General features: G+C 62.6%; 23 protein-coding genes. 10 read left to right on the top strand and 13 right to left on the bottom strand.

Features of this window, described 5'->3' with window-relative positions; genetic code table 11:
• Positions 1-93: 93 nt before the first annotated feature.
• Positions 94-1,242: a GGDEF domain-containing protein gene (locus tag EB815_RS21610; RefSeq protein ID WP_056577412.1), complete on the top strand. Its 1,149-nt coding sequence runs from the start codon at positions 94-96 to the stop codon at positions 1,240-1,242.
• A gap of 50 nt (positions 1,243-1,292) precedes the next feature.
• On the opposite strand, the gene EB815_RS21605 is transcribed toward EB815_RS21610, so the two are convergent.
• The 6 genes from EB815_RS21605 to urtA form a co-directional block, all read right to left on the bottom strand.
• The gene (locus tag EB815_RS21605) at positions 1,293-1,469 is read right to left on the bottom strand and encodes a hypothetical protein (protein WP_081294751.1); all 177 of its coding nucleotides are present in this window, start codon (positions 1,467-1,469) and stop codon (positions 1,293-1,295) included.
• 268 nt (positions 1,470-1,737) lie between these two features.
• Positions 1,738-2,433 carry an urea ABC transporter ATP-binding subunit UrtE gene (urtE, locus tag EB815_RS21600; protein ID WP_056576776.1) on the bottom strand — a complete coding sequence of 232 codons (696 nt, stop codon included), beginning with the start codon at positions 2,431-2,433 and terminating at the stop codon, positions 1,738-1,740.
• Positions 2,434-2,504: 71 nt separating this feature from the next.
• Positions 2,505-3,251: an urea ABC transporter ATP-binding protein UrtD gene (gene urtD, locus EB815_RS21595; protein ID WP_056576773.1), complete on the bottom strand. Its 747-nt coding sequence runs from the start codon at positions 3,249-3,251 to the stop codon at positions 2,505-2,507.
• Positions 3,252-3,254: 3 nt separating this feature from the next.
• Positions 3,255-4,484, bottom strand: coding sequence for an urea ABC transporter permease subunit UrtC (gene urtC / locus EB815_RS21590; RefSeq protein ID WP_056576769.1), 1,230 nt, complete (start codon positions 4,482-4,484; stop codon positions 3,255-3,257).
• The gene (urtB, locus tag EB815_RS21585; protein ID WP_056576766.1) at positions 4,481-6,097 is read right to left on the bottom strand and encodes an urea ABC transporter permease subunit UrtB; all 1,617 of its coding nucleotides are present in this window, start codon (positions 6,095-6,097) and stop codon (positions 4,481-4,483) included. Before urtB ends, urtC begins: the two co-directional genes overlap by 4 nt.
• A 106-nt stretch (positions 6,098-6,203) precedes the next feature.
• The gene (gene urtA, locus EB815_RS21580; protein WP_244494138.1) at positions 6,204-7,484 is read right to left on the bottom strand and encodes an urea ABC transporter substrate-binding protein; all 1,281 of its coding nucleotides are present in this window, start codon (positions 7,482-7,484) and stop codon (positions 6,204-6,206) included.
• Between the two features lie 343 nt (positions 7,485-7,827).
• Between urtA and EB815_RS21575 the strand changes: the two genes are divergently transcribed.
• Both EB815_RS21575 and EB815_RS21570 read left to right on the top strand, forming a co-directional pair.
• Positions 7,828-8,235, top strand: coding sequence for a hypothetical protein (locus tag EB815_RS21575; RefSeq protein ID WP_056576759.1), 408 nt, complete (start codon positions 7,828-7,830; stop codon positions 8,233-8,235).
• 114 nt (positions 8,236-8,349) lie between these two features.
• Complete coding sequence (locus EB815_RS21570; protein ID WP_056576756.1) at positions 8,350-10,260, top strand: PhoX family protein; 1,911 nt, start codon at positions 8,350-8,352, stop codon at positions 10,258-10,260.
• Between the two features lie 64 nt (positions 10,261-10,324).
• Here the strand turns inward: EB815_RS21570 and EB815_RS21565 are convergent, their stop codons facing one another.
• From EB815_RS21565 to EB815_RS21555, 3 genes are all read right to left on the bottom strand, one after another.
• A complete protein-coding gene (locus tag EB815_RS21565; protein ID WP_056576753.1) occupies positions 10,325-11,896 on the bottom strand; it encodes a GMC family oxidoreductase in 1,572 nt (523 codons plus the stop codon).
• Between the two features lie 48 nt (positions 11,897-11,944).
• Positions 11,945-12,475, bottom strand: coding sequence for a twin-arginine translocation pathway signal (locus tag EB815_RS21560; RefSeq protein ID WP_056576750.1), 531 nt, complete (start codon positions 12,473-12,475; stop codon positions 11,945-11,947).
• 80 nt (positions 12,476-12,555) lie between these two features.
• The gene (locus EB815_RS21555; RefSeq protein WP_056576747.1) at positions 12,556-12,951 is read right to left on the bottom strand and encodes a VOC family protein; all 396 of its coding nucleotides are present in this window, start codon (positions 12,949-12,951) and stop codon (positions 12,556-12,558) included.
• 233 nt (positions 12,952-13,184) lie between these two features.
• Here EB815_RS21555 and EB815_RS21550 point away from each other — a divergent pair, with 233 nt between their 5' ends.
• On the top strand, positions 13,185-13,490 hold the full coding sequence (locus tag EB815_RS21550) for a ribbon-helix-helix domain-containing protein (RefSeq protein ID WP_056576742.1): 306 nt from the start codon (positions 13,185-13,187) through the stop codon (positions 13,488-13,490).
• Positions 13,491-13,579: 89 nt separating this feature from the next.
• Here EB815_RS21550 and EB815_RS21545 read toward each other — a convergent pair whose 3' ends face one another.
• Both EB815_RS21545 and cckA read right to left on the bottom strand, forming a co-directional pair.
• On the bottom strand, positions 13,580-14,293 hold the full coding sequence (locus EB815_RS21545; protein ID WP_056576738.1) for a DeoD-type purine-nucleoside phosphorylase: 714 nt from the start codon (positions 14,291-14,293) through the stop codon (positions 13,580-13,582).
• 184 nt (positions 14,294-14,477) lie between these two features.
• A complete protein-coding gene (cckA, locus tag EB815_RS21540) occupies positions 14,478-17,054 on the bottom strand; it encodes a cell cycle histidine kinase CckA (RefSeq protein ID WP_056576735.1) in 2,577 nt (858 codons plus the stop codon).
• A gap of 327 nt (positions 17,055-17,381) precedes the next feature.
• Between cckA and EB815_RS21535 the strand changes: the two genes are divergently transcribed.
• On the top strand, positions 17,382-18,140 hold the full coding sequence (locus EB815_RS21535) for a flagellar biosynthetic protein FliO (RefSeq protein WP_056576732.1): 759 nt from the start codon (positions 17,382-17,384) through the stop codon (positions 18,138-18,140).
• Positions 18,141-18,297: 157 nt separating this feature from the next.
• Here the strand turns inward: EB815_RS21535 and dksA are convergent, their stop codons facing one another.
• Entirely contained in the window at positions 18,298-18,714 is a 417-nt protein-coding gene (gene dksA / locus EB815_RS21530; RefSeq protein WP_006202025.1) for an RNA polymerase-binding protein DksA, read from the bottom strand.
• Positions 18,715-18,987: 273 nt separating this feature from the next.
• Here dksA and EB815_RS21525 point away from each other — a divergent pair, with 273 nt between their 5' ends.
• The 4 genes from EB815_RS21525 (at position 18,988) to EB815_RS21510 (ending at position 22,803) form a co-directional block, all read left to right on the top strand.
• Positions 18,988-19,491 (top strand): SixA phosphatase family protein, encoded by a 504-nt coding sequence (locus tag EB815_RS21525; protein WP_056577409.1) that lies wholly within the window; start codon positions 18,988-18,990, stop codon positions 19,489-19,491.
• 76 nt (positions 19,492-19,567) lie between these two features.
• Positions 19,568-21,046 carry a YcjX family protein gene (locus EB815_RS21520; RefSeq protein WP_056576729.1) on the top strand — a complete coding sequence of 493 codons (1,479 nt, stop codon included), beginning with the start codon at positions 19,568-19,570 and terminating at the stop codon, positions 21,044-21,046.
• The gene (locus EB815_RS21515; protein ID WP_056576725.1) at positions 21,043-22,128 is read left to right on the top strand and encodes a YcjF family protein; all 1,086 of its coding nucleotides are present in this window, start codon (positions 21,043-21,045) and stop codon (positions 22,126-22,128) included. The genes EB815_RS21520 and EB815_RS21515 overlap by 4 nt, the downstream gene beginning before the upstream one ends.
• A gap of 123 nt (positions 22,129-22,251) precedes the next feature.
• Positions 22,252-22,803, top strand: coding sequence for a hypothetical protein (locus EB815_RS21510; protein WP_056576721.1), 552 nt, complete (start codon positions 22,252-22,254; stop codon positions 22,801-22,803).
• A gap of 85 nt (positions 22,804-22,888) precedes the next feature.
• On the opposite strand, the gene EB815_RS21505 is transcribed toward EB815_RS21510, so the two are convergent.
• On the bottom strand, positions 22,889-23,155 hold the full coding sequence (locus EB815_RS21505; protein WP_019858327.1) for a hypothetical protein: 267 nt from the start codon (positions 23,153-23,155) through the stop codon (positions 22,889-22,891).
• Between the two features lie 343 nt (positions 23,156-23,498).
• On the opposite strand from EB815_RS21505, the gene EB815_RS21500 reads away from it, so the two are divergent.
• Positions 23,499-25,334 carry a monovalent cation:proton antiporter-2 (CPA2) family protein gene (locus EB815_RS21500; protein ID WP_056576718.1) on the top strand — a complete coding sequence of 612 codons (1,836 nt, stop codon included), beginning with the start codon at positions 23,499-23,501 and terminating at the stop codon, positions 25,332-25,334.
• Positions 25,335-25,339 lie beyond the last annotated feature (5 nt).

Raw genomic sequence — 25,339 nt, 5'->3', positions numbered from 1 at the left:
CCCCATCGTAACCTTATCGACACTTCCTTGCTGCATGAATGCGGCGACGCCAAGCCGCAGAGATGGAACCGCCGCCGGCAAGGAAAGAGGGGCATGTCGCTGGACTACACTTCGCTTCTGCTAGCTGTCGGGTTCTCCGCGGCCTGCCTTAGCCTGACATTGTTCGGCATGTGGCTAACCGCTCGCTCCGAGCGTTTCCTGCTGACATGGGCAATCAGCCTCGTGTTCGTGGTCGGCGATATCTTCTTCTATGACGCCTATATCGACATGCCCGGGCGGCTGCTCGGCCTCGCCGCGCTGGGTTTCCTGCTGATCGGCTTTTCAACCATGCTGGGCGCTGCCTATCAGTTCAGAACGGGCGATTCACCGGTCGGGCGAACGCTGTTGGGTTGTCTTTCGCTGGTGGTGACGCTGCCTCCCATGGCGCTGGGCTATGACGGGCTGGGCTTCATATTCGAGAACTCCTTCGCGGCCTTGCTTCTGTTTGCTACCGCATTCGAATATTGGAGGTGCCGGAACGAGGCTCCTGCCCTGACGATCGGCATCACCGCGCTCTATTTGGCCACCGCCACGTCTTTCGCGCTCTGCGCCATGGTTCTTGCCTGGGATGGAAAACTGGTCCTGGGGCACGCGCCGAGCAACTGGGCGGAGGAACTGAGCCTCATCGTGGTCATCGCCAGCATGACGGGGATCGGTGCCCTGTCGCTTGCGCTCAATCAGGGTCGTCTGGCGAGGCACCACCGCCGTGATGCCCTGACCGATCCCTTGACCGGGCTGCTCAACCGGCGCGCCCTGTTCGACCTGCATGGCAATGTCCCGGTCGGCGCCTTTACCGCTGTGGTCGTCTTCGACCTCGACAACTTCAAGGCGATCAACGACGAATACGGCCACGCGGCGGGTGACGAGGTGTTGAAAGTTTTCGCCGGGGAACTCGCCGGCAATCTTCGCCAGGCCGACGTGGCGGCGCGCATGGGCGGCGAGGAATTCGCGCTGGTGTTGAAGCGCACTCTGCCGGAGACGGTTGAAGAAACCGCAGAGCGCATCCGGACCGCTTTCGCGACGCGCTTGATTGAGACCGAAAACGGTTCCCTGACCTGCACGGTCAGTGCCGGCTTTGCATTCGGCAGCAAGGAAGGCCTCAGCTTCGACAAGGTGCTCAGCGCCGCCGACAAGGCGCTCTACGACGCCAAGCGTGGCGGCCGCAACCGCGTCACGGCCTCGCCACTCCGACGCGCGGGCTGACCGCGCGTACCAATACCGAGCCTGTGGTTGTGGGTAGGCAAAGGCGGCTCTTATGCCGCCATGACGATCTCATTGAAGGCATCGAGGTCGACGTAGAAGACCTTGGTGATCTCCTCGATCAGGTCGTCGTATTCGCAGCCTTGCGACCTCAGGATGTTGATGGCGGCGATGATGTCGACGCGTTCGGTAAGCCGCCGTTTCTGATAGTCCTCGACGTAACGTTCCATGGCTGTCCCTTAGCCTGTGTGCCCAAACGCGTTGAACGACAAAGATCGCAGGAGGGAAGCTAGGAAGCCTTGCTTGCCTGGAACTTGCCCGGCCTTCGCCGCGCCCTCGATCTGCGATAACCAGACTGGTACGGAAGCGGCCGACTCACAAAGCCAAGAAAAAGACTAGCATGCAGTCCCTGATGCACCAGAGACGCGAATGGCCGGATGAAAGAAATATTGGATTTGCCAAGGAATTCGGACCAGAAACTGAAGTCCAGTACCGATTCTAGACCGTGAGAAATTTGCGGACATCGGCCCGGTCCAAATCTTCCGCCGGGCCGGTGTGGACGATCAGGCCACGATCCATGATGTTGACCTCGTCGGCGAGCTCGCGACAGAAGTCGAGATACTGTTCGACCAGCAGAACCGCGATGCCGGCCTGGTCGCGCAGGTAGCGTATGGCGCGGCCGATATCCTTGATGATCGACGGTTGTATCCCTTCCGTCGGCTCATCCAGCACCAGAAGCTTCGGCCGCATCACCAGCGCCCTGCCGATGGCGAGTTGCTGCTGCTGGCCGCCGGAAAGATCGCCGCCACGGCGGCCAAGCATCTGCTTCAGCACCGGAAACAGCTCGAAGACATGCGCCGGCACGTTGCGGTCGGCGCGCTTCAATGGCGCAAAACCCGATTCCAGGTTCTCCCGCACCGTGAGCAGGGGAAAGATCTCCCTGCCCTGCGGTACGAATGCGATGCCCGACCGGGCGCGGTCATACGCCGCGCTCCGGTCGAGCGCCTTCCCCTCGAAGGCAACGCTTCCGCTCGTCAGCCGATGATGGCCAACGATCGATCTCATCAAACTGGTCTTGCCGACGCCATTGCGGCCGAGCACGCAGGTGATCTTGCCGGCGCCCGCCTTCAGCGAGACACCACGCAACGCCTGGGCGGCACCGTAGTGAAGTGTGGCGTTTGAAACCTCGAGCATGTCTCAGCGCCTTTTCCAGAACCGGAGAAAGGCCAAATCGAAGCGATGGAATTGAACCCGCCAGACCATGCTTACCTCCCCAGATAGACTTCGACGACACGCTCGTCGGCCGAGACAAAATCGAGCGTGCCTTCCGAGAGCACGGAGCCCTCATGCAGGCAGGTCACCTTGACGCCGAGTTCGCGCACGAAATGCATGTCGTGCTCGACGACAATGACCGAATGGTCGCGCGCAATATCCTTGAGCAGCCGCGCGGTCTCCTCGGTCTCGGCGTCGGTCATCCCGGCCACCGGTTCGTCGACCAGAAGCAGCTTCGGATCCTGTGCCAAGAGCATGCCGATCTCCAGCCACTGCTTCTGGCCGTGACTGAGGTTGGCCGCCAGTTCGTTGCGTTTGTCGCCCAGCCGTATGATGCCAAGAATATCATCGATCTGGCGCGCCTCGGCGGCGGAGCGGCGGTGGAACAGCGCCGGGAAGATCGAACGCGGCCCCTTCAGCGCCAGCATCAGATTTTCCTCGATCGTATGGCTCTCGAAGACGGTCGGCTTCTGGAATTTGCGGCCGATGCCCATCATGGCTATCTCGGCCTCGTCATGCCTTGTGAGATCCACCTGGCCGTCGAAGAACACTTCGCCTTCGTCGGGCCGCGTCTTGCCGGTCACGATGTCCATCATCGTCGTCTTGCCGGCGCCATTGGGGCCGATGATGGCACGCATCTCGCCCTTGTCGAGCACAAGAGACAGGTTGTTGATGGCGCGAAAACCGTCGAAGGAGACCGAGACGCCGTCGAGATAAAGGATGGTGTTCGACTTCGACATCGCTTACTCCGCCGGCTGCGGTTCGGGGCCGGACGACGACCAGTCGCCGGGCTTTGTCGCCGCGCTGCGACCGATCTTGGCTGGCGCCGGGTCGCCATCGGTGCCGGCCTCCTCGGCCAGCGACGCCGCCCGCAGCGCCCTGGCGTTGCCACGCCAGGAATCCCACATGCCGACGATACCCTTCGGCAGGAGCAGCGTGACGGCGACGAACAGCCCGCCCAGCGCAAACAGCCAGAGTTCCGGCAGCACGCCGGTGAACCAGGATTTGCCGGCATTGACCAGCAGCGCGCCGATGATCGGCCCGACGATGGTGCCGCGCCCGCCGACGGCCGCCCAGATCACCACCTCGATCGAATTGGACGGTTCGAACTCGCCGGGATTGATGATGCCGACCTGCGGCACGTAGAGCGCGCCGGCAATGCCGGCCATGACGGCCGAGACCGTGAAGGCAAACAGTTTCACGTTCTCCGCCCGCCAGCCGAGGAAGCGCGTGCGGCTCTCGGCGTCGCGCACCGCCATCAGGAGCTTGCCGTATTTGGAACCGACGATGGCCCAGGCGACGAACACGGCGAGCGCCGTAATCACCGCACTGACGGCGAAAAGAGCCGAACGGGTTGCATCGGCCTGCACGTTGAAGCCCAGAATATCCTTGAAATCGGTCAGCCCGTTATTGCCGCCGAAACCCATATCGTTGCGGAAGAAGGCCAGCAGCAGCGCATAGGTCATCGCCTGGGTGATGATCGAGAGATAGACGCCGGTCACGCGGCTGCGGAAGGCGAACCAGCCGAAGACGAAGGCAAGCAGGCCGGGCACGGCAAGCACCATGAGCGCGGCGAACCAGAAATGGTCGAAGCCATGCCAGAACCAGGGCAATTCCTTGTAGTTCAGGAACACCATGAAATCCGGCAGGATCGGGTTGCCGTAGACGCCGCGCGAGCCGATCTGGCGCATCAGGTACATGCCCATCGCGTAGCCGCCGAGCGCGAAGAAGGCGCCATGGCCAAGCGAGAGGATGCCGCAATAGCCCCAGACCAGGTCGAGCGAGAGCGCCAGCAGAGCATAGCAGAGATATTTTCCGGTCAGCGCCACGATATAGGGCGGAATGTAGAACGCGCTTGCCGGAGAAACAGCCAGGTTGAGCAGTGGCACGATGATGGCCGCCGCCAACAGGACGAAAATGGCGATGGCGATGCGGCGGTCCGCGCCTGCGGCGAAGAAGCGTCCCGTGATCATGCTTCCACCGCCCTGCCCTTGAGCGCGAACAGGCCGCGCGGCCGCTTCTGGATGAACAGGATGATCAGCACCAGCACGACGATCTTGCCGAGCACCGCGCCGGCATAAGGCTCGAGGAACTTGTTGACGATGCCGAGTGAGAAGGCGCCGACCAGCGTGCCCCACAGATTGCCGACACCGCCGAAGACGACGACCATGAAACTGTCGATGATGTAGCCGCGGCCGAGATTGGGCGAGACATTGTCGATCTGGCTTAGCGCGACGCCGGCGATGCCGGCAATGCCGGATCCCAGCGCGAAAGTCAGCGCGTCGACCCATGGCGTTCTGATGCCCATCGAGGCGGCCATGCGGCGGTTGGCGGTGACGGCCCGCATCTGGAGGCCCCAGGGCGTGCGTTTCATCACGTAGAGCAACACGCCGAACACGGTGAGCGCGAAAACGAGGATCCACAGACGGTTCCAGGTGATGGCCAACTGACCGACATAGAACGAACCCGACATCCAGGATGGATTGCCGACCTCCTGGTTGGTCGGCCCGAAGATCGAGCGCACCGCCTGCTGCAGGATCAGCGACACGCCCCATGTCGCCAGCAGCGTCTCCAGCGGTCGGCCGTAAAGGAAGCGGATGACGCCGCGTTCTATGGCGAGACCAACCAGTGCGGCGACGAGGAAGGCAAGCGGCAGTGCGATCACCAGCGACCAGTCGAACAGGCCGGGAAAGGATGTGCGGATCACCTGCTGGACGACGAAGGTGGTATAGGCACCCAGCATCACCATTTCGCCATGCGCCATGTTGATGACGCCCATCACGCCGAAGGTGATGGCGAGCCCGATCGCGGCGAGCAGCAGCACCGAGCCCAGCGAAATGCCGTACCAGATGTTCTGGCCGGCATCCCAGAAAGCCAGCGTGGAATTGATGCTGGCGATCGCGGCCGTCGCCGCTTCCTTCACTGCTCCCGAGGCGTTGGCCTCGACGGAAGTGAGAAGCGAAACCGCGTTACGGTCGCCGCGCGCGCCGATCAGCGCGATGGCCGCCAACTTGTCTGCATCGGGCTTTTCTGAAACCAGTATGGACGCGGCACGGGCCTGCTCGAGCAAAGCCTTGACGCTCGCCACGCTTTCACTGGCGATCGCCGCGTCGAGCGGCTCGATGTTGGCGGCATCGGGTGTCTTGAACATAGTGTCGGCTGCGGCAATGCGCACAGCCGGATCCTTGGAACCAAGCGTCAGCGTGCCCAATGCATCACGGATGGCGCGGCGCAACGTGTTGTTGACGCTGATCTTGGTGATGTCGTCCGCGGAGGCCTCTCCTGCTGCCTCGCCGCTCAGCGGATCGAAAAGCTTGACGTTCTCGTCGCCTTCCTCGCCGACAAACACCATCGAGTCGGCCGTGCGAAAGTAAAGATTGCCGTCCGCCAATGCAGCAAGCGGCCGTTCGACAGCCGGGTCGCCCGTGGCTGTCAACTCTTGAACGACGGCTCCCGTCTCGGAAAAGTCCGTTACTGTCGCGAACTTGGCGATAATGGCACGCAGATCGGCTTCCGCAGCGCCCGAAGACGACAGCGTCGTCAACAGGAACAAGAGCGCCAGGCCCATCGCATGGAAAATCTTCATCGGCTCTTGGTGACCCTTGAAGGTTTAATGGGCGTCCGGACAGTGGAGGAAACAGTCCGGACGCGCGCGGTCTTGGGCATGGACCCGGAGGTCCAGCCCGGGAGGATCAGTTTGTGCCTTTGCCGCCGCACTTGCCGGTTTTGACGTTGAAGTTGCCGCAACTCAGCGGCGCGCGCCAATCGGAAATCAGGTCCTTGGAGTCGGGCAGGTAGTCGGACCATTCGTCGCCCATCACCAGGCCCGGCGTCTTCGAAACTGTTTCGAACTGGCCATTGGCCTGGATTTCACCGATCAGCACCGGCTTGGTGATGTGGTGGTTCGGCATCATCGTCGAATAGCCGCCGGTCAGGTTCGGCACCGAAACGCCGATCATGGCGTCGATGACCTTGTCCGGATCGGTGGTGCCGGCCTTCTGGACTGCCTTCACCCACATGTTGAAGCCGATATAGTGTGCTTCCATCGGGTCGTTGGTGGTGCGCTTGTTGTTCTTGATGAACTTGTGCCAGTCGGCGATGAACTTCTTGTTCTCAGGCGTGTTGACGCTCTCGAAATAGTTCCAGGCGGCGAGATGGCCGACCAGCGGCTTGGTGTCTAGACCGGCAAGTTCTTCCTCACCGACCGAGAAGGCCATGACCGGGATGTCCTCGGCCTTGATGCCCTGGTTGCCGAGTTCCTTGTAGAACGGCACGTTGGCGTCGCCGTTGACGGTCGAGACGACGGCGGTCTTCTTTCCGGCCGAACCGAACTTCTTGATCGCCGAGACCTCCGTCTGCCAATCCGAGAAACCGAACGGCGTGTAGTTGACCATGATGTCCTCGGCCGCGACGCCCTTGGACTTTAGATAGGCTTCTAGGATCTTGTTGGTGGTGCGCGGATAGACGTAGTCGGTGCCCTCGAGCACCCAGCGCTTCACCGAGCCGCCATCCGCGCTCATCAGATAGTCGACGGCCGGAATGGCCTGCTGGTTCGGAGCCGCACCGGTGTAGAACACGTTGCGCTCGCTTTCCTCGCCCTCATACTGGACGGGATAGAACAGGATGTTGTCGAGTTCGGAGAACACCGGCAGCACCGACTTGCGCGACACCGAGGTCCAGCAGCCGAACACAGCCGCGACCTTGTCCTTCGAAATCAGCTCGCGTGCCTTTTCGGCGAACAGCGGCCAGTTGGATGCCGGATCGACGACAACGGCTTCAAGCTTCTTGCCGAGCAGGCCGCCCTTGGCGTTCTGCTCGTCGATGAGCATCAGCATGGCATCCTTCAGCGTCGTCTCCGAAATCGCCATGGTCCCCGACAGCGAATGGAGAATGCCGACCTTGATCGTGTCGTCCGCCGCCTTGGCGGGCGCCGACATCAGCAGGCCTGCGGCGACCACGCTTGCCGAGAACATTTTTGTTATTGTCGAGAAATTACCCCTCATACGGAAGACTCCCAAGCTGGTTGATTGCACCGCAACACTACAATGCAACCCCCATGCCAACCGCTGCGCGGATTCTGAAAAACGGCAAATAGACAAATATTATCAGATTGTTATTATATTAGGTGAAACAAACAAAAGAGAGCCGGTTAAAAATTGGTTGAGGGAAATTTGCGCAACGCACCAGGCATCTGCCTAATTTTTGTCCAATTTTAGCAAATGCCTAGATTTTGATCGCCGCACGCGGGACGCGGACGACAAATGTTGCGGTACGGCCCAAAAATGGGGCAAGCTCGCGTCTCAACCGAGCAACGTCATGGCGTCCCTGATTTATCGCATTTTCATCGGCATGGTGCTTCTGGCGGCAGCGACCGGGATCGCACGGGCCGACTTCAGCGACGGCAAGATGCCCGATGGCACCTATCACTGCGAGGTCTACCTGCTCGGCATGTTCCTCAACCTCGGCGACATCACCATCAAGGGCAATGTCTACACGGGCCCGGTCACCTTCGGGACCGCCCAGCAGGGCTACAACTACCAGATGGATGCAAACGGCGTCATCTCCTGGCTGGGTCCGCTCGGCGGCTATACGGCGGGCGGCAACTCGCTGTCGCTGACCCAGGCAACGCTGGACGGCGAGAGCCCACCTTCCTTCGACATCATCATGAAGCAGCCCGATGGCGCCTTCACGGCATCGACCTGCACCAAGGGAGGCAATCCGTAGGCCTTGGCGGGTGCGGTCTGCAGGCCCTGCCCGCCTTTCTCATGTCATCTGGATGTTGCCGAAGCTGGATAGGCAGCGGTGCGCCGTCACCCATCCACATCGAGAGGCAGACACATGGCCAACTTCCCGTTTTCATCCTCCCCTGTCATTCGCGAAATCATCGCCGAGCGCGTCTCGCGCCGCACGCTCCTCAAAGGCGGCATCGCTTCCGGCGCGTTGATCGCCGGCGGCAGCTTTGTCGGCTCGTTGTTCGCCGGCGAAACACATGCCGCCGCGCTTTCCACACTGGGCTTTCCCGAACTGAAGCGGGTCTATGACAAGACCCATGCCGCCGCCGATGGCTATGAAACAACAATCGTCGCGCGCTGGGGCGATCCGCTCGTCGCCGGCCTGCCGGATTTCGACGGCAGCACGGTCGCGGCCGCCGAACAGGAAAAGCGTTTCGGCTACAATTGCGATTACATCGCCTTCCTGCCGCTTCCCAAGGGCTCGGTGAATTCCGATCACGGCCTGCTTTGCGTCAACAATGAATACATCTCGCCCAATGTCATGTTTCCCGGCGTGACCGAGGACGACGCCGGCAAGACGATGAGCAAGGAGCAGGTCGATCTCGGCCTGGCGGCGATGGGCCACTCGATCGTCGAGGTCATGTTCAAGGACGGCAAGTGGCAAACCGTCGAGGACAGTCCGCTCAATCGCCGCATCACGGCCAACACCGAGATGACCGTTTCCGGGCCCGCAGCCGGCCACGCGCTGCTCAGGACGTCCGCCGACGCGACCGGTACGAAAGTGCTCGGCACCAGCTACAATTGCAGCGGTGGCTTTACCCCCTGGGGCACCGTGCTGACTTGCGAGGAAGGCGTTTCCGATCTGTTCGGCGGCGATCCGAAGAAGGCACCGACCGCCGACATTCTCGACCGCTATGGCTTTGATGGCTCCGACATCTACGGCCGTGGCCGTTTCCATGACCGCTTCAACATCGACAAGGAGCCGAACGAGCCGAACCGCTTCGACTGGGTCGTCGAGATCGACCCTTATGATCCCCAATCGAAGCCGGTGAAGCGCACGGCCCTTGGCCGCATGTCGCATGAGGCCTCCACGGTCGTCCTCAACAAGGACGGCCGCATCGTCGTCTACATGGGCGACGATGACTATTTCGAATACATGTACCGCTACGTCTCGAACAAGGCTTACGACAAGGCGAACCCCGCCTCCGGCAACGGCCTTCTGGACGATGGCGTGCTCTCGGTCGCCCGTTACGACGCCGATGGCTCGCTGACATGGCTGCCGCTGGTTCATGGTCAGGGCAAGCTCACCGCCGAGAACGGCTTCGCCGACCAGGCCGAGGTGCTGTTGAAGACACGGCTGGCGGCGGACGCGCTCGGCGCGACCCCGATGGACCGGCCGGAGGACATCGAGACCAATCCGGTCACCGGCCGCGTGTACGCCGTCATGACCAAGAACAAGAAGCGAGACGAATCCAAGGTCAATCCGGCCAACACGCGGCCCGAAAACCTCTGGGGTCATATCGTCGAGCTGATCCCGCCCGGGGGCCGCGGCGCCGAGGCCGACCATACCGCCGACAAATACGCCTGGGACCTGTTCGTGCTCTGCGGCAATCCAAAGGACACCAAAGTCGGCGCAACCTTCCATCCCGAGACGTCGGACAATGGCTGGTTCGTCTGCCCTGACAACATTACCTTCGACCCGGCCGGCCGGCTCTGGGTGGCGACCGACGGCGCCAATGATTTCGGCCTGCCGGACGGCGTCTATGGCGTCGACACGGAAGGCGCGGCGCGCGGCCTGCCGAAGCTTTTGTTCACCTGCCCGCATGGCGCGGAAGCGACCGGCCCTTGCTTCACGCCGGATGGCACGACGCTGTTCCTTTCGGTGCAGCATCCCTCCGAGGATGCCGAAACGCTCGACAAGGCGCAGTCCCTGTGGCCGGATTTCCGGGACGGCCAGCCGCCGAGGCCATCGGTGGTCGCCATCCGCCGCAAGGACGGCCAGCCGGTCGGGGCATAAGGTTCAGGCTCACAAAAAAGGCGCGGAACCCAGTCAGGTTCCGCGCCAGCAGGCAGTCGGGAGGTTAGATCGTCTTGGCCGACATCTGGGCGGCGATGTAGTCGGCCTGGCGGATCGCCAGCGACACGATGGTCAAGGTCGGGTTCTCCGCGGCACCCGTCGTGAACTGGCTGCCGTCCGACACGAACAGGTTCTTGATGTCGTGCGTTTGGCCGTGCTTGTTGACGACACCATCGGCCGCCTTCTCGCTCATCCGGTTGGTGCCAAGATTATGCGTCGAGGGATAGGGCGGTGTCGGGAAGGTGCGCGTTGCGCCGACCGCCGCGTAGAGCGCCGAGGCCTGCTTGTAGGCGTGGTCGCGCATCGCCGTGTCGTTGGGATGGTCATCGAAATGCACGTCGGCGATCGGCATGCCATGCTCGTCTTTTTCGTCGGCATGCAGCGTGATGCGGTTTTCCTCGCGCGGCATGTCTTCGCCGACGATCCACAAGCCGGCCATGTGGTCATAATGGTCGAGCGCCGTGGTGAAGGAGCGTCCCCAGCCGCCTGGGTTGAGGAACGCCGCCATGAACGGCAGGCCGAGCGACAGCGTCTCGAACTCATAGCCGCCGACGAAGCCACGTGACGGATCATGCCGCGCCTCGTCGCGGATGATGCCGGCCATGGTGGTGCCGCGATACATGTGCACCGGTTTGTCGAAGATCGCGTAGACCGAGCCCGTGGTGTGGCGCATGTAGTTCTTGCCCACCTGCCCCGAGGAGTTGGCCAGGCCATGCGGGAATTTGCTCGATTCGGAATTGAGCAGCAGGCGCGGGCTTTCGATCGAGTTACCGGCCACCGCGACGATGCGGGCCTTCTGCTCCTGCAGCTTGCCGTCCTTGTCGGCGTAGACGACGCCGGTCACCTTTCCCGAAGCATCATGGTTGATCTTGATCACCATGGCGTTCGGCCGGACTTCGAGGTGGCCTGTCGCCTCGCCCTTGGGGATTTCGGTGTAGAGCGTCGACCATTTGGCGCCCCATTTGCAGCCCTGGAAGCAGAAGCCGGTCTGCTGGCAGGAATTGCGGTCGTCGCGCTCGACGGAGTTGATCGCCATGTTGCCGGTATGGCATTCCTTGTAGCCGAGCTTGTCGGCGCCCGCCTTGAGAACCTTGAAGTTGTTGTTGCCCGGCAGGCGCGGCCAGTCATTGGTGCCCGTGACGCCCATCTTGGCTTCCGCCTTGGCGTAGTACGGCTCCATTTCGGCCAGCGTCACCGGCCAATCGAGGAGGTTCGCGCCCTTCACCTTGCCGTAGGTGGTCGCCGTCTTGAACTCGTGCTCCTGGAAACGCAGCGAGGCTCCGGCCCAGTGCGTCGTCGAGCCGCCGACCGATTTGACGATCCAGGCCGGCAGGTTGGGAAAATCCTTCGCCACACGCCAGTCGCCCGATGTGGTGCGCTTGTCCTTCCAGGCCAGTTGGGCGAACGAATCCCATTCGTCGTTGATGAAGTCCTCATACTCGTGACGGGCGCCCGCCTCGAGGATGACGACGTCTATGCCCTTCTGGGCCAGTTCGTTGCCGAGCGTGCCGCCCCCGGCGCCAGAGCCGATGATGACGACCACGCCGTCGTTCTTGAGATCAAATTGTGCTGCCATGGTTTCCTCCCATGAGATCGGTCAAAAAGCGGTTGCGGACAGAGTGGCTCAGAGCCACTCGATGTCGTTGAAACCGCGCGCGATGTAGCCGCCCTTGGAGTAGGACTCGCCCTCATAGCCGAAGATCGGCCACACCTCTTTCTGGTTGTAGAGACTGACGACGAGGCCGCCGCGCACCGCCTGGAAGAAAGGCGTCTTCTCTATTTCGGTGAGCAGCGCCACACGCTGCTCTTCCCAGCCGAGCCCACGATAACCGCCCTTGCCGGCCTTCTGGTCGAGTTCGGCAATGCCTTTCTCGATCAGTTCCTTGTGAGCGGGATCCTTGGCGGCTGTCTCGTCATGGCCCTTGACGGCGATGGCGTAATATTTGTCCGGCACCTGGTCGTGCGGATAGATGTCGCGAGCGACCTGGATCAGCGTCGCCATCGTCTCGGGCTTCAGCGCCGAGGTTTCCAGGCCCCAGGCGTGCTCCGGGCTGATGATGGCGCTGCCTGAAATGACAAGCAGCGCACCGACGCCGCCGCGCTTGAGAAGCTCGCGCCGTGACAGGCCGGGCTTCCTCTCATAAATCGTGACCATAGTTTCCTCCCTGCTTGCTGTTCGCACCCCTTGAGGGTGCCGTTGCTGGCGCCGAGCGGTGCGCGCGGCTGGTTGTCCCCCTATTGGAAGCGCCCTCCACGCTGCAGGACCTCGATCTTGTAACCGTCGGGATCCTCGATGAAGAAGAACCGGGCGATGCGCGACCCGTCATGGTTGAACTCGACGATCTTCTTCGGATTGAGGCCGAGCGCGCCGAGCCGATCGTGTTCGCCGTCGAGATCGGCGACCGACACCGCGAGGTGACCATAGCCGTCGCCAAGCGCATAAGGCTCCTGCCGCCCCTTGTTGACGGTCAATTCCACTTCGAAGGGGGTATCGGCATTGCTGAGATAGATCAGCGTGAACGTCTCAAAATCCAGTCGCTGGGCGACCTCAAGGCTGAAGGCCTTGGTGTAGAAATCGATGGACCGGGCCTCGTCGAGAACCCGGATCATGGTGTGGATCGCCTTCGCCAAATCAGACTCCGCAGCTTTCATGCTTTAGAAGTGATTATGCGCGCCGGCGAAGAAAGGTGGTGGCAGCCGATTACCACGTGTAGGATAGGAAAAACGGTAATGTCGCTTCATCTAAGGACGAAAGTCCGATTGCCGTTGTCGGCCGTCCGGTCGAAGATGAAACCGCAGGCAGTGTCAAAAAAGGCGTCGGCCACCGAGTCGGCACCCAAGACCAACAAAAACGGGAGGTAACGATGTGCAGAGTCTTTGCCGCACAGGATCCGGAAGGCTATCGCCAGATCAACCGGTCGATCCGCATTGATGGACATTCGACCAGCATCCAGCTCGAGGCGACGTTCTGGGCCCTGCTTGACGAAATCGCCGAAAGCCAGAACCTGACGACGCCCAAATTCATCTCGAAGTTGTACGACGAAGCCATCGAGATCAACGGCGAAATCCCCAATTTCGCGTCCATGCTGCGCACCACCTGCGCGCTCTATCTGCGCGGCCACCGGCCCGACCTGGACGAGCGGATGGCGCCTAATCGAGAAGCGGCCTAGAGCAATTCCAGGAAACGGTTCTCCGTCCGGAATTGCGCGAAAACAAATAGTTGGAGCAGTTCGCCGTTTCCGTGAAATGGTGAATTGCTTTAGCGGCCCTCCCCAGCGATTTCGAGCGCCAGCCGGGTCATGTCCGTAAAAAGCTGCTGACGTTCTGAATAGTCGGTCAGCTCACCGGTCTCGATATTGTCGACCACCGTGCAGATCGACAGTGCACTGGCCCCGAAATGCCTGGCTATTCGGTAAAGCGCGCTGGTTTCCATATCCACCGCCAGCGCTCCTGCCGCCTGGGCCTCCGCAAATCGGGTGCGCCCGTCCGGGTGGTGGAAGATGTCGCTGCAAAGTGTCAGGCCGGCGTGATGTTCGATGCCGAGTTCGGCCGCCTTGGCCAAGGCACGGGCCAGCAGCGTCGGATCCGGACCGGCAGCGGTTCCGTAAAGGCCGAAGACTTGACCGCTTTGAGCGCTTTCGGGCCGAACCGATTGCGAAATGACAAGACTGCGCAGCTTTGCCTTGGCGCTCAGGCTACCGCAGGTGCCGGTGCGGATCAGCGTTCTGGCGCCATAATAGTCAAGTAATTCCTGAGCATAAATCAGGAATGATGAAACACCGATACCCGTCGCCTGAATGCTGATGGGCTGGCCGCGAAACAGGCCGGTAAAGCCGAGAGCACCCCGCCTGCTATTGACGCAGCGTGGTGCTTCCAGAAATGTCCGCGCCATCCATTCGGCGCGCTGCGGATCACCCGGTAACAGCACCATATCGGCGTAATCGCCTCTGTGTGCTTCGATGTGTGGCGTCAACAGTTGCTCCCCCAAGCCCGCTCGCTCCTTCACCCGCAATCATGGCGTTGTGAGGGCGTCGCACAAGGGCAGAGAAGCGGAAGCGCCTGATGCATGCCGCCTAAAAGCGACCTCCGTTCGGGCGAACGCCATGCACAAAAGCAAAGACCCGAAGCGCGGCGCACGGATCCCTTACAGACGCGTTCTAGGACTCAAGCATGTCCTTGACGATCGTTGCCAGTTGCTTGAGCGAGAACGGCTTCGGCAGGAAGCCGAAATGCGCCTCGGCCGGCAGGTTCCTGGCGAATGCGTCCTCGGCATATCCCGACACGAAGACGAACTTGATGTCGGGCTGGCGCTTGCGCAATTCACCAAGCAGGGTCGGCCCGTCCATTTCGGGCATCACCACGTCCGAGACGACGATGTCGACCTTGCCGCCCAGCGCTTCGAACACTTCCAGCGCCTCGACGCCGGATGATGCCTCGTGCACGGTATAGCCGCGCGAGGTCAGGGCCCGCACGCCGCCCATGCGCACGGCGTCCTCGTCCTCGACCAGCAGCACCGTGGCCGACCCGGACAGGTCCTTGGTGCTGTCGACCGGCTTGACCGGCGCGGCGCTCGGCGCCTCCCCGGGCTCGGCTGCTTTTTTTGCCTCCGCGATGTGACGCGGCAGGAAGATGCGGAAGGTCGACCCCTTGCCGACTTCGGAATCGCAGAAAATGAAGCCGCCGGTCTGCTTGATGATGCCGTAGACCATGGACAAGCCAAGGCCCGTGCCCTTGCCGACCTCCTTGGTGGTGAAGAACGGCTCGAAGATCTTCTTCAGCACATCAGGCGCGATGCCGCTGCCGGTATCCTCGACTTCGACCACGACGTAGTCGGCCGCGGCGAGTTCGCGGTAGGAGAAGGTCTTGCACTCCTCGGCGGTCACGTTGCGGGTGCGCACGGTGAGATCGCCGCCGGCCGGCATCGCGTCGCGCGCATTGACCGCCAAATTGACCACCACCTGCTCGAACTGGCCGATATCGACCTTGACCGGCCACAGGTCGCGGCCGTGGTCGACCTTCAGCTTGATGTCATTGCCGACGAGGCGGGCAAGCAGCATCCTGAGATCGGCAAGCACGTCAGTCAGGTTCAGCACCTCCGGCCGCAGCGTCTGCTTGCGCGAGAAGGCCAGCAACTGCCTGACCAGCGAAGCGGCCCGGTTGGCGTTCTGCTTGATGTTCATGATGTCGGGGAAGGACGGATCCGACGGCCGGTGATTGGTCAGGAGCAGGTCCGACGCCATGATGATGGCGGTCAGCACATTGTTGAAATCGTGGGCGATACCGCCGGCGAGCTGGCCAACCGCCTGCATTTTCTGGCTCTGCGCCATCTGCCCTTCGAGTGCCTTCTGCTCGGTCGTCTCGACGGCGTAGACGATGGCCGATTCCTCAGCGCCCTCGCCACCGGTGCCGTCGGCGACGGCGTTGACGTAAAACCGGATATGCCGCTCTTCGTTGCCGGGCAGCACGGTGTCGATCGGCTCGATGTCGGCCTGCCGCTGGCGGGCTTTCTCGAATGCGGCGGCAAAGGCCGGCCGGTCGCGCTCATGGATCACCGTATCGAGCCGCACGCGGCGATCCACGGCGTCCCGGTCGACGACCGAGGAAAACAGCGACAGGAAGGGCGCATTGGTGCGCAGGATGCGCCCGCTGGCATCGACACCCGCGATGGCCATCGGCGTAGAATTGAAGAAGCGGGTGAAGCGCACTTCCGAAGCGCGCAGATCGGCCGACGCATCCTCGCCTTGCGTGCGGTTAAGCACGATCGTGCGCGTCGGGCCGCCGACACCTTCGCGGCTGGCCGAAACGCGATGCATGAAACGCACCGGGAGCGCCTCTCCCGTCATCGTTGTCAGGTCGAGATCGATGACCGCGTTGCGCGTCGTGCCGGGATCGGCCTTGACCGAGCGCACCAGCGCCATGCCATCACCGGCAACGATATCCGGCAAGGTCACGGCGCCCGGCGTGAAACTGGCGAGATCAATGCCGAGCCACTCCGCGAGCGTGGCGTTGATATAGGTGACGCGGCCGTCCTGGTCGGCGGAAAAGAAGCCGGCCGGGGCATGATCGAGATGGTCGATGGCCTTCTGCAGGTCGAGGAAGAAACGCTCCTGCTCGGCCCGTTCCTGCGAAATATCGGCGAGTTGCCAGGCCAGCATCGGCAGCCGCTGGCCCGGAACGCTGAAGGTTCGGGCGCGCGCCCTGTACCAGCGGGCACCCGGTTCGGCGCCGGGCCGGATCGATTGCGCGAGCCGGAACTCGCCGTCGCCGGGCTGGCCGTCACGCAGGCCGGAGGCCAGCCGGTAAATGGTCACCGAAGCCTCGGGAACATCCGAAAGCAGCCCTTCGACCGTCTTCAGGTCGGCGGCCGAGGAGGCTCCGGTCATGTCGGCATAGGCCCGGTTGGCGTAGACGACGCGGCCCTTGGTGTCCGTCACCAGCAGGCCTTGCGACATGGAATCGACGAAAGCCTTGGACAGCTCATCGCCGGTCGAGCGCGGCGTGACCTGTACGAAGCCGATCGCCGTCGCGAACAGGAAGCCGACGCCGATCATTGCCAGCACGCCCAGCATGCCGAGCAGGAACGGATCGCCTAGGCGCTCGCGGAACAGCCCGAAGACGATCGCCGCCCCCGTCAGAACGACGATGAAGATGATGAGCCGGGTGACCGCGCCCGGTCGCGTGTTCTGGTCGACGATCGGTACCGGATAGAAATCGCCGCGCGCTTCCTTGGCCATATGCCCCCTGCTCGTGAAGTCCGCTGTTCCGACACCCGCCCCTAATGCATGTCGCCCAAAAATGACTTCGGTTTTGGGAAAACGACACGCATGAAACACAAGGACCTGAAGCGCGTCGCATGAATCCGTTTCAGCGCGACGCGCTTTAGCCGGTTGAATCACATTCTCCTAGTCCGGAAAAGGCCCGGGCGGCAAATGTCAGATAAAAATGATGCCTGCCGGCCGTAGAGTGTTTCAAGCTGTTCACGATGCGTGAAAGGCAACTTGCGGTGGCCAGCCGCAACGGTCTAGTGTCGCGTCACTTTCCAAACCGATCAGGGGAAACCAATGCAGTGGCTGGATAGCGTGGCGGGCCCTGGTTATGCGGCGGCACTCCTATGGACTTTCGCGGCGCTCATCCTGCTGGTCATCGTACTCGTCATCATCAGGCTCGTGCGCAACCTGACCTTCGGTACGTTTGTCGCCGGTGGACGGAACCGCAAGACCCGGCTTGCCGTCATGGACGCCACGGCTGTCGACAGCCATCGACGGCTGGTGCTGGTGCGCCGCGACGACATCGAGCATCTGCTGCTGATCGGCGGCCCGACCGATGTCGTCGTCGAACGCGACATCCGCCTGGCTGCGCCTCGCCGCCCGGCGCTGACCGGAGATGGCGGTCTGCAGCCCGTCCCGGCCGCCACGGCCCCGGCAACAAAATCGCATCCGCCTAAGCCGGCTCCCGCACCGGCACGTCCCACACCGCCTCCGCCGCCGATGACTGCCGCACCGCCTGCCCGCCAGCGCCCGGCGGCGCCACCGCCAGCCCAGACGCCCGCACCGAAGCCGGCGGCGCAAACCTATCAGTCGGCCAACGTCACGCCACTGCCTGCCTACGGCTCCGCCAACGCCGTCAGGCACGTGCCACCGCCGCCGCCGCCGCCGCCAAGGCAGGACAGCATCGATGACACGCTGATGAAGGAACTCGAGGTTTCGCTGGACCAGCCCCGCTCCGGCGGCCCGGTGGGCAAACCGGCAGCCAAGGCGCCGCAATCGCTCGACGATGAAATGACCAAGCTTCTGGGCGAACTTTCAAGCCAGAAGAGATGACAAGCGCCTGAGCCGGCCGGCCACCTGGCCGAGTTCGAGTACGCTGTCGCCCGGTTTTGGCCCAGCCAAGCACCAACGAAAAATGGCCGGGAAACCCGGCCATTTTGATTTTCAACTTCGTTGTAACTGCCCGGAACCGCAGCCCCGAAGCAATATGTCAGTCGTCGCGATAGACTTTTTCGCGGCGCTCATGTCGTTCCTGCGCCTCGATCGACAAGGTGGCGATCGGACGCGCATCAAGCCGCTTCAGCGCGATAGGCTCGCCGGTTTCCTCGCAATAGCCGTAAGTGCCTTCATCGATGCGCTGCAGCGCCGAATCGATCTTCGAGATCAACTTGCGCTGGCGATCGCGGGCCCTGAGCTCGATGGCGCGGTCGGTTTCCGAAGAGGCGCGGTCGGCGAGGTCAGGGTGGTTGGCGTTTTCTTGCTGAAGGATTTCGAGAGTTTCGCGCGCTTCGCGCAGTATGTCATTTTTCCAGGTGACGAGCTTTAGGCGGAAGTAGGATTTCTGCCGTTCGTTCATGAACGGCTCGTCTTCGGAGGGTACGTAATCGGCGGTAACGATGTCGTTCATTCGACTCACCCAAACTGCCCCAAATTTGGCGCCTATATATTCGCCGGTCGACGCCTGCACAAGCGCAATCGCCCACCGACTCACGCAATTGTTAAAGTACGCCGGCGGCCTCCGCTGAAGCGAGCCGCAGCCGATTCCATAGCCAAGGCGAACCACCCCTGTGATCCCATCCCATGCAATTCATTGGCGGGAGAACGCGGGACCATTGTGCGAACCGCCCTTCTCGTGGCTAATCGCGATGCGGCTTCGGCTTTCGGCATCATTGGAGGTTGGGTGAGCAGGCTCTATCTGTTGCGACACGCCAAGGCCGGCTGGGCGCTGCCCGGAATGCGCGATTTCGATCGCCCGCTCGACGCATCGGGCCGCGCCGATGCCGAGATCGTAGGCACGGCCATGCGATCACGTGGCTATGTCCCCGACCTGACATTGTGCTCCAACGCCAGGCGCGCCAGGGAAACGCTCGAAGGACTGGCCGGTCAGACAGATACCGGCAAGGTGCTGTTTTTCGACACGCTCTACAGCGAAGACGCGGCCGGCTATCTCCGCCTTATCCGGGAGCATGGCGGGCCGGGTTCCCTGCTGGTCATCGGTCACAACCCGATGATGGAGGATCTTGCCATGGCGGTCTCGGGCGACGGCGAGGAGACGGCACGGGCAATGCTCAATCATGGTTTCCCGACTTCGGGCCTGGCGGTCGTGCGTTTCCTTGACGCTCTGAAGAACGCAGCCCAGGAAGCGGGTTATCTCGAAGCGTTTCTGACACCGGCCGATCTCTAGTGTCGCCTTCCGGCGCCATTTCAAAGCCGGGTTCCAAGGCCTATATCGCAGGGACCGAAGCCCGAGAGAGCACATTTTGGCATCATCGCTAACCACTATCACCGACGAGGCAAGAATTGCCCTCGATACGCTGTCGGGACGCGCCACAGGGCTTTTTTCTCCGTCGTTGAGACTGGGCGTCACAGGCCTTTCCCGCGCGGGCAAGACGGTGTTCATCTCCGCGCTGGTCCACAATCTGATCCACGGCGGGCGCCTGCCATTGTTCGAGGCACAGAAATCCGGGCGCATCGCGCGCGCCTTCCTCGAAGAACAACCTGACGACGCCGTGCCGCGCTTCCAATACGAGGACCACATCGCCGCATTGGTCAACGACCGCGTCTGGCCCGATTCGACACGGGCCATTTCTGAACTGCGGCTGACCATCGAATACGAATCGGCCTCCGGCTGGAGCCGCATGTTCTCTTCCGGCAAATTGTCGGTCGACATCGTCGACTACCCCGGCGAATGGCTGCTCGACCTGCCGCTGCTTGGCAAATCCTTCACCGATTTTTCACGCGAGGCCATAGAGATGGCCGCTTTGCCGGTGCGGGAGGATCTGTCGCGGGCCTGGCGGGCGATCTCGGCGCGGATCGACCCGAATGCCGACGCCGACGAAATGACGGCACGCCGCCTGGCCGAAAGCTTCGCCGCCTATCTCAAGGCCTGCAAACTCGACGAGCGGGCGCTTTCAACCCTGCCGCCTGGCCGTTTCCTGATGCCCGGAGATCTCGAAGGCTCCCCCGCTCTGACTTTCGCCCCGCTGGCAGGCCTCGGCGACAGGCGTCCACCCCCGGGGTCACTGCACGCCATGATGGACAGGCGCTACGAGGCTTACAAGACGCATGTCGTCAAACCTTTCTTCCGCGAACACATTACGCGGCTGGACCGCCAGATCGTGCTGATCGATGCCATGCAGGCGCTGAATGCCGGCCCTGGCGCCATGGCCGATCTCGAGCGCGCGGTGACCGAGATTCTCAGCTGTTTTCGTCCCGGCCGGAGCAACTTCCTCACCGACTTCTTTTCGCGGCGCATCGACCGCATCCTGGTCGCCGCGACGAAGGCCGACCACCTGCACCATGAAAGCCATGACCGGTTGCAGGCAATCGTACGGCGGTTGGCCGACCGCGCCGTGGCACGGGCGAACTTCACCGGCGCCGACGTCGACGTGGCGGCCATGGCGGCGGTGCGTGCGACCCGAGAAGGCACGGTCAAGCAAGGCCGCGAGACGTTGCCGGTCATTATCGGCACGCCGATCGCCGGCGAGAGGATCAACGGCGAGACGTTCGACGGCAAGACCGAAACCGCTATATTTCCCGGTGACTTACCGGAAAAAATTGATGCGCTTTTCGACATCTCCGGGCCCGACCACAGGCAGGATTCCGAGGATCCGGCAATCCGCTTTGTCCGGTTCCGTCCGCCAAAGCTGGAGCGCACGGCCGAGGGCGTCACGCTTTCCTTGCCGCATATCAGGCTCGACCGTGCCTTGCAGTTCCTGATCGGAGACCATCTGGCATGACCGCGCCCCGCAAGCCGGCGGCCTTCCGCATCGAACCGGAAGCCGCGCCAAGACAGGATGCGCCCGAAGCGCGCCAGGCCGAGCCTTCGCGCAAAGCCCGTGCGCTCAAGACAGATGTCGCGCTGGTTATACCGGCGGAGATCGACGTTTTCGACGAGCCAGACATCGTTGCCGCCGAGCCGCCACCGGCGATCGCCCCCAGAAAACGCTCGCTGCTGGGCAGCATCTTCTTCGGCGCCACGGGCGTGCTGGTTTCACTGGCGGTCGGCCTGTGGACCGACCAGCTGATACGCGACCTGTTCGCCCGTGCCGAATGGCTGGGCTGGCTGGCCGCCGGCATGGCTGTTGTTGCCGTGCTCGCGCTCCTGGTGATCCTGATCCGCGAGTTCCTGGCGATCGCCCGCCTTGCCGAGGTCGAAAAACTGCAAAAGCGCGCGCTCGACGCCATCGCGCGCGACGATCCAAAGGCTGCACGATCGGTGGTCGACGAGCTTTCGGCTTTCGTCGCGGCCAAGCCGGAAACCGCGGCCGGCCGGCGCGCGCTGGCCGAACTGCGCGGCGAAATCATCGATGGCGCCAATCTGGTGCGCCTGGCCGAAGCGGAAATTCTCGGCCCCCTCGATGCCCGGGCAAAGGTGATGATCCTCGAGGCCGCCAAACGCGTCTCGCTGGTGACGGCGGTCAGCCCGCGTGCGCTCGTCGATGTCGCCTATGTCGTGTTCGAGGCAGGCCGCCTCATTCGCCGGCTTTCGGAACTCTATGGCGGGCGGCCGGGAACGCTGGGGTTCTTCCGCCTGGCGCGCAGTGTTCTGGCGCATCTGGCGGTTACCGGCTCGATCGCCGTCGGCGACAGTTTCGTCCAGCAGATCGTCGGCCACGGCCTGGCGGCGCGCCTTTCGGCAAAGCTTGGCGAGGGCGTCGTCAACGGCATGATGACGGCACGCATCGGCATCGCGGCCATGGAGACGGCGCGCCCCCTGCCCTTCAGCGCGGCCAAACGTCCAGGACTGGGCGATTTCCTCTCTGCATTGACATCGTTCGCCGCGAAGAAGGACACCGAAACGACGGGCTCCCGCAAATAGCGCCCTGCTCTTCCCGACGACGAGCCGATTGCGGTTTCGACACCCCGCAGTGACGAAGCATTAACCAATTTTCTTCATGGTCAAACCGGTTCCAAACAGCCTCTTTGTTGCCGGGTGTCGTCGATGAAAAGCGTAATTCTGTCCAGCATCTTGCCCCTGGCCGTCGCGATCACAGCAGTCGTCGGTGTCGCCTCGGGGGCTTCCGCCGCGGAGCCGGACAAGCAGTTCTTTCAGTCGGCCGAAGGCAAATGGGTCGGTCCGGGCGAAATCATCGCCGGCAAGTACAAGGGCACGAAGTTCAACTGCAGCTTCACCGGCTCCACGCCCGACGGCAAGATGGGCATGACGCTGGACGGCGGCTGCCGTGTCGGCGTGTTCACCCAGCCAATGTCGGCCAAGATCGAGCGCAAGGGCCGCGACTACAAGGGTTCCTTCATGGGCGGCTCGGCCGGTGCAGGCCTCGATATCATCGGCGGCAATGTTGTCGATGCCCGCAAGGTGGTCTTCACCATCAACCGTAATCAGTTGCGCGGCGTCATGCAGGCTCGCATCCCCGACGACAATTCGATGACCGTGACGGTTGCCGTGCGTGTCCAGGACCAGCTGGTGCCGGTCATCGGCATGAGCCTGAAGCGCGTCGATGCCGTCGAAGTCGGCTCCATCGCACCTAACTGAGCGCGCATCGCGCCGTAATACACCTCAAAAACAAAGAGGCGGCGGCCCATCGCCACCGCCTCCTTTGAAACAGTCGAACCGGGCGTCAGCCCTTGATCGCTGCCGTCACCTCGTCATAGGCCTTGCAGGCGTCGGCAAGTGTCGTGGTGCCCTGGTACTTGGTTGTCACCGCCTGGACCTTGGCGGTCAGGTCAGCTGCCTTGGACGGGTCCTTGGTGATCGCTTCCTGCAGTGCGGCAGCCATGTCCTGCGCCTTCTTGGTGGCAATCTCGGCCGTGCATTCCGGTGCCTTCGAACAGGCCGAACCGGCAAGCACCGCCAGGCCGACGGCAACAAGCAAAAACTTCTTCATGTCAGTCATCTCCTCAAAAGGGCGCGACTTGATCGTCGCTCACCCTCCAATGGCCGAAGCCGAGCGTGCTCTAACCCTCGATTGTGGCAAGATGCAACTCGGCCTCGGCCTCAACTTGTGTAACGCGCCTGCAATATCGTCCGGGCTGGATTCAGGCTGTTCGATCCGCACCGGAACCCCTATCTTTCCGGCCAGGCGCGAGACCTGAAAATCGGAATCGATTTTCGGATCGGATCATGCGCAAAATCAAAGTGCTACGGCGTCCCAGCGCATCCTTCGATCCGCGCGCCGCCAGGGTTTTGACCGCATCGGCTGCGGTCCTTGAACAAACGGAACGGTGGGAATGGCGGTAGAAACATCAGGCAGCGATCTCATTCAGGTGGTGGCGCTGCTTGCCGCGGGGGTCGTCGCCGTCCCGATCTTCAAGCGCATGGGCCTCGGCTCGATCCTTGGCTATCTGGCAGCCGGGGTGGTGATCGGCCCGTTCGGCATCGGCGTCTTTTCCGAATCGGGCGCCATCCTCCACGTCGCCGAACTCGGCGTCGTGATGTTCCTGTTCATCATCGGACTGGAAATGCAGCCGTCACGGCTATGGGGCCTGCGGCGCGAAATCTTCGGCCTCGGCGCGCTCCAGGTCGGGATCTGCGCGGTCCTTTTGACCGGCGTGGGAATGGCCGGAGGTTTTTCGATCGCGCAATCCTTCGTGGCCGGAGCCGGTTTCGTGCTGACCTCGACGGCGATCGTCATGCAGCTTCTGGAGGAACGCGGGGAAATCGCCTCGCCGAAAGGCCAGCGCATCGTCTCCATCCTGCTGCTGGAAGATCTGGCCATCGTGCCGCTGCTGGCCCTGATCGCGTTCCTTGCGCCCGGCGGCGCCGACACCAGCCTGTCGGAAAGACTGACCGAGGTCGGCATCGGCCTTGCGGCGATCGTCGGACTGGTGCTGGCCGGACGCTATCTGCTCAATCCCTTCTTCCGCATCCTGGCGGACGCCCGTGCTCGCGAGGTGATGACGGCGGCCGCCCTTCTGGTCGTGCTCGGATCGGCACTCGCCATGCAGCTCAGCGGCCTGTCGATGGCGATGGGAGCGTTCCTGGCCGGCGTTCTTCTGTCCGAATCGACCTTCCGCCATCAGCTCGAGGCCGACATCGAACCGTTCCGCGGCATCCTGCTCGGCCTGTTCTTCCTTGCCGTCGGCATGTCGCTCGACCTTCATGTCGTGGCCGCGAACTGGAAGCTGATTGCCGTCTACGTCGTCGCCTACATGGTGATGAAGGCGCTTGGCATCTACATCGTCGCCCGCATCCTCAAAACCGGCCATCGCGAAGCGCTCGAACGCGCCGTCTTCATGGCGCAAGGTGGTGAATTCGCTTTCGTCCTCTACTCAGCCGCCGCTGCCGTTGGCATCATCGACGGCCAGGCCAACGCGACCCTGACGGCGATCGTCATCATCTCCATGGTGCTGACGCCGCTGGCGATCATCGCCTTGCGGTATGTCACCCCGCGCGACGAGCAATCGCTCGACGGGGTCGATATCGCCGACGGCCTGACTGGCAGCGTGCTGATCATCGGCTTCGGCCGCTTCGGCCAGATCGCCAGCCAGCCGCTGCTGTTGCGCGGCATAGACGTCTCGATCATCGACAATGACGTCGAGATGATCCAGGCGGCGGCCGACTTCGGCTTCAAGGTCTATTATGGCGACGGCACGCGGCTGGATATCCTGCATGCGGCTGGCGCAGGCCGGGCACGCGCGGTGATGATCTGCGTCGACAAGGCCGATGCGGCTGTTCGCATTGCCGAGCTGATCAAGGCCGAATTTCCGCTGCTCACAGTACTGGCCCGGGCTTTCGACCGCGGCACCGCGCTGCAGCTCATTCGTGCCGGCGTCGACTATCAGCTGCGTGAGACCTTCGAATCGGCCCTGGTTTTCGGTGGCTCGGCCCTGGAATCGCTTGGTGTTGATCCCGAAGACGTGGCTGAAACGATCGAAGACGTCAGGCGCCGCGACAACGACCGCTTCGAAACCCAGCTCGCCGAAGGCATCCGCGCCGGACAACGCTTCTTGCGGGGCAATATCGGCACGCCGATTCCGACGCCGCTCTCCACGCCGCGCCGCGCCGGTCAGGCACTCAATGAAGAGACGGCCGGCGTTCTGCACAAATCCGAAACCGCCGATTGAACAGG

Origin of the sequence: Mesorhizobium loti (assembly GCF_013170705.1) — a bacterium.
Lineage (GTDB): Bacteria > Pseudomonadota > Alphaproteobacteria > Rhizobiales > Rhizobiaceae > Mesorhizobium > Mesorhizobium loti_D.
This window is presented reverse-complemented; position numbering and strand designations above follow the sequence as displayed.

What these genes read in the sequence shown, in the direction of transcription:
- EB815_RS21610 (WP_056577412.1), top strand. Translation starts at nt 94, where the DNA reads ATGTCGCTGGACTACACTTCGCTTCTGCTAGCTGTCGGGTTCTCCGCG.
- EB815_RS21605 (WP_081294751.1), bottom strand. Translation starts at nt 1,469, where the DNA reads ATGGAACGTTACGTCGAGGACTATCAGAAACGGCGGCTTACCGAACGC.
- urtE (WP_056576776.1), bottom strand. Translation starts at nt 2,433, where the DNA reads ATGCTCGAGGTTTCAAACGCCACACTTCACTACGGTGCCGCCCAGGCG.
- urtD (WP_056576773.1), bottom strand. Translation starts at nt 3,251, where the DNA reads ATGTCGAAGTCGAACACCATCCTTTATCTCGACGGCGTCTCGGTCTCC.
- urtC (WP_056576769.1), bottom strand. Translation starts at nt 4,484, where the DNA reads ATGATCACGGGACGCTTCTTCGCCGCAGGCGCGGACCGCCGCATCGCC.
- urtB (WP_056576766.1), bottom strand. Translation starts at nt 6,097, where the DNA reads ATGAAGATTTTCCATGCGATGGGCCTGGCGCTCTTGTTCCTGTTGACG.
- urtA (WP_244494138.1), bottom strand. Translation starts at nt 7,484, where the DNA reads ATGTTCTCGGCAAGCGTGGTCGCCGCAGGCCTGCTGATGTCGGCGCCC.
- EB815_RS21575 (WP_056576759.1), top strand. Translation starts at nt 7,828, where the DNA reads ATGGCGTCCCTGATTTATCGCATTTTCATCGGCATGGTGCTTCTGGCG.
- EB815_RS21570 (WP_056576756.1), top strand. Translation starts at nt 8,350, where the DNA reads ATGGCCAACTTCCCGTTTTCATCCTCCCCTGTCATTCGCGAAATCATC.
- EB815_RS21565 (WP_056576753.1), bottom strand. Translation starts at nt 11,896, where the DNA reads ATGGCAGCACAATTTGATCTCAAGAACGACGGCGTGGTCGTCATCATC.
- EB815_RS21560 (WP_056576750.1), bottom strand. Translation starts at nt 12,475, where the DNA reads ATGGTCACGATTTATGAGAGGAAGCCCGGCCTGTCACGGCGCGAGCTT.
- EB815_RS21550 (WP_056576742.1), top strand. Translation starts at nt 13,185, where the DNA reads ATGTGCAGAGTCTTTGCCGCACAGGATCCGGAAGGCTATCGCCAGATC.
- cckA (WP_056576735.1), bottom strand. Translation starts at nt 17,054, where the DNA reads ATGGCCAAGGAAGCGCGCGGCGATTTCTATCCGGTACCGATCGTCGAC.
- EB815_RS21535 (WP_056576732.1), top strand. Translation starts at nt 17,382, where the DNA reads ATGCAGTGGCTGGATAGCGTGGCGGGCCCTGGTTATGCGGCGGCACTC.
- dksA (WP_006202025.1), bottom strand. Translation starts at nt 18,714, where the DNA reads ATGAACGACATCGTTACCGCCGATTACGTACCCTCCGAAGACGAGCCG.
- EB815_RS21515 (WP_056576725.1), top strand. Translation starts at nt 21,043, where the DNA reads ATGACCGCGCCCCGCAAGCCGGCGGCCTTCCGCATCGAACCGGAAGCC.
- EB815_RS21510 (WP_056576721.1), top strand. Translation starts at nt 22,252, where the DNA reads ATGAAAAGCGTAATTCTGTCCAGCATCTTGCCCCTGGCCGTCGCGATC.
- EB815_RS21505 (WP_019858327.1), bottom strand. Translation starts at nt 23,155, where the DNA reads ATGAAGAAGTTTTTGCTTGTTGCCGTCGGCCTGGCGGTGCTTGCCGGT.
- EB815_RS21500 (WP_056576718.1), top strand. Translation starts at nt 23,499, where the DNA reads ATGGCGGTAGAAACATCAGGCAGCGATCTCATTCAGGTGGTGGCGCTG.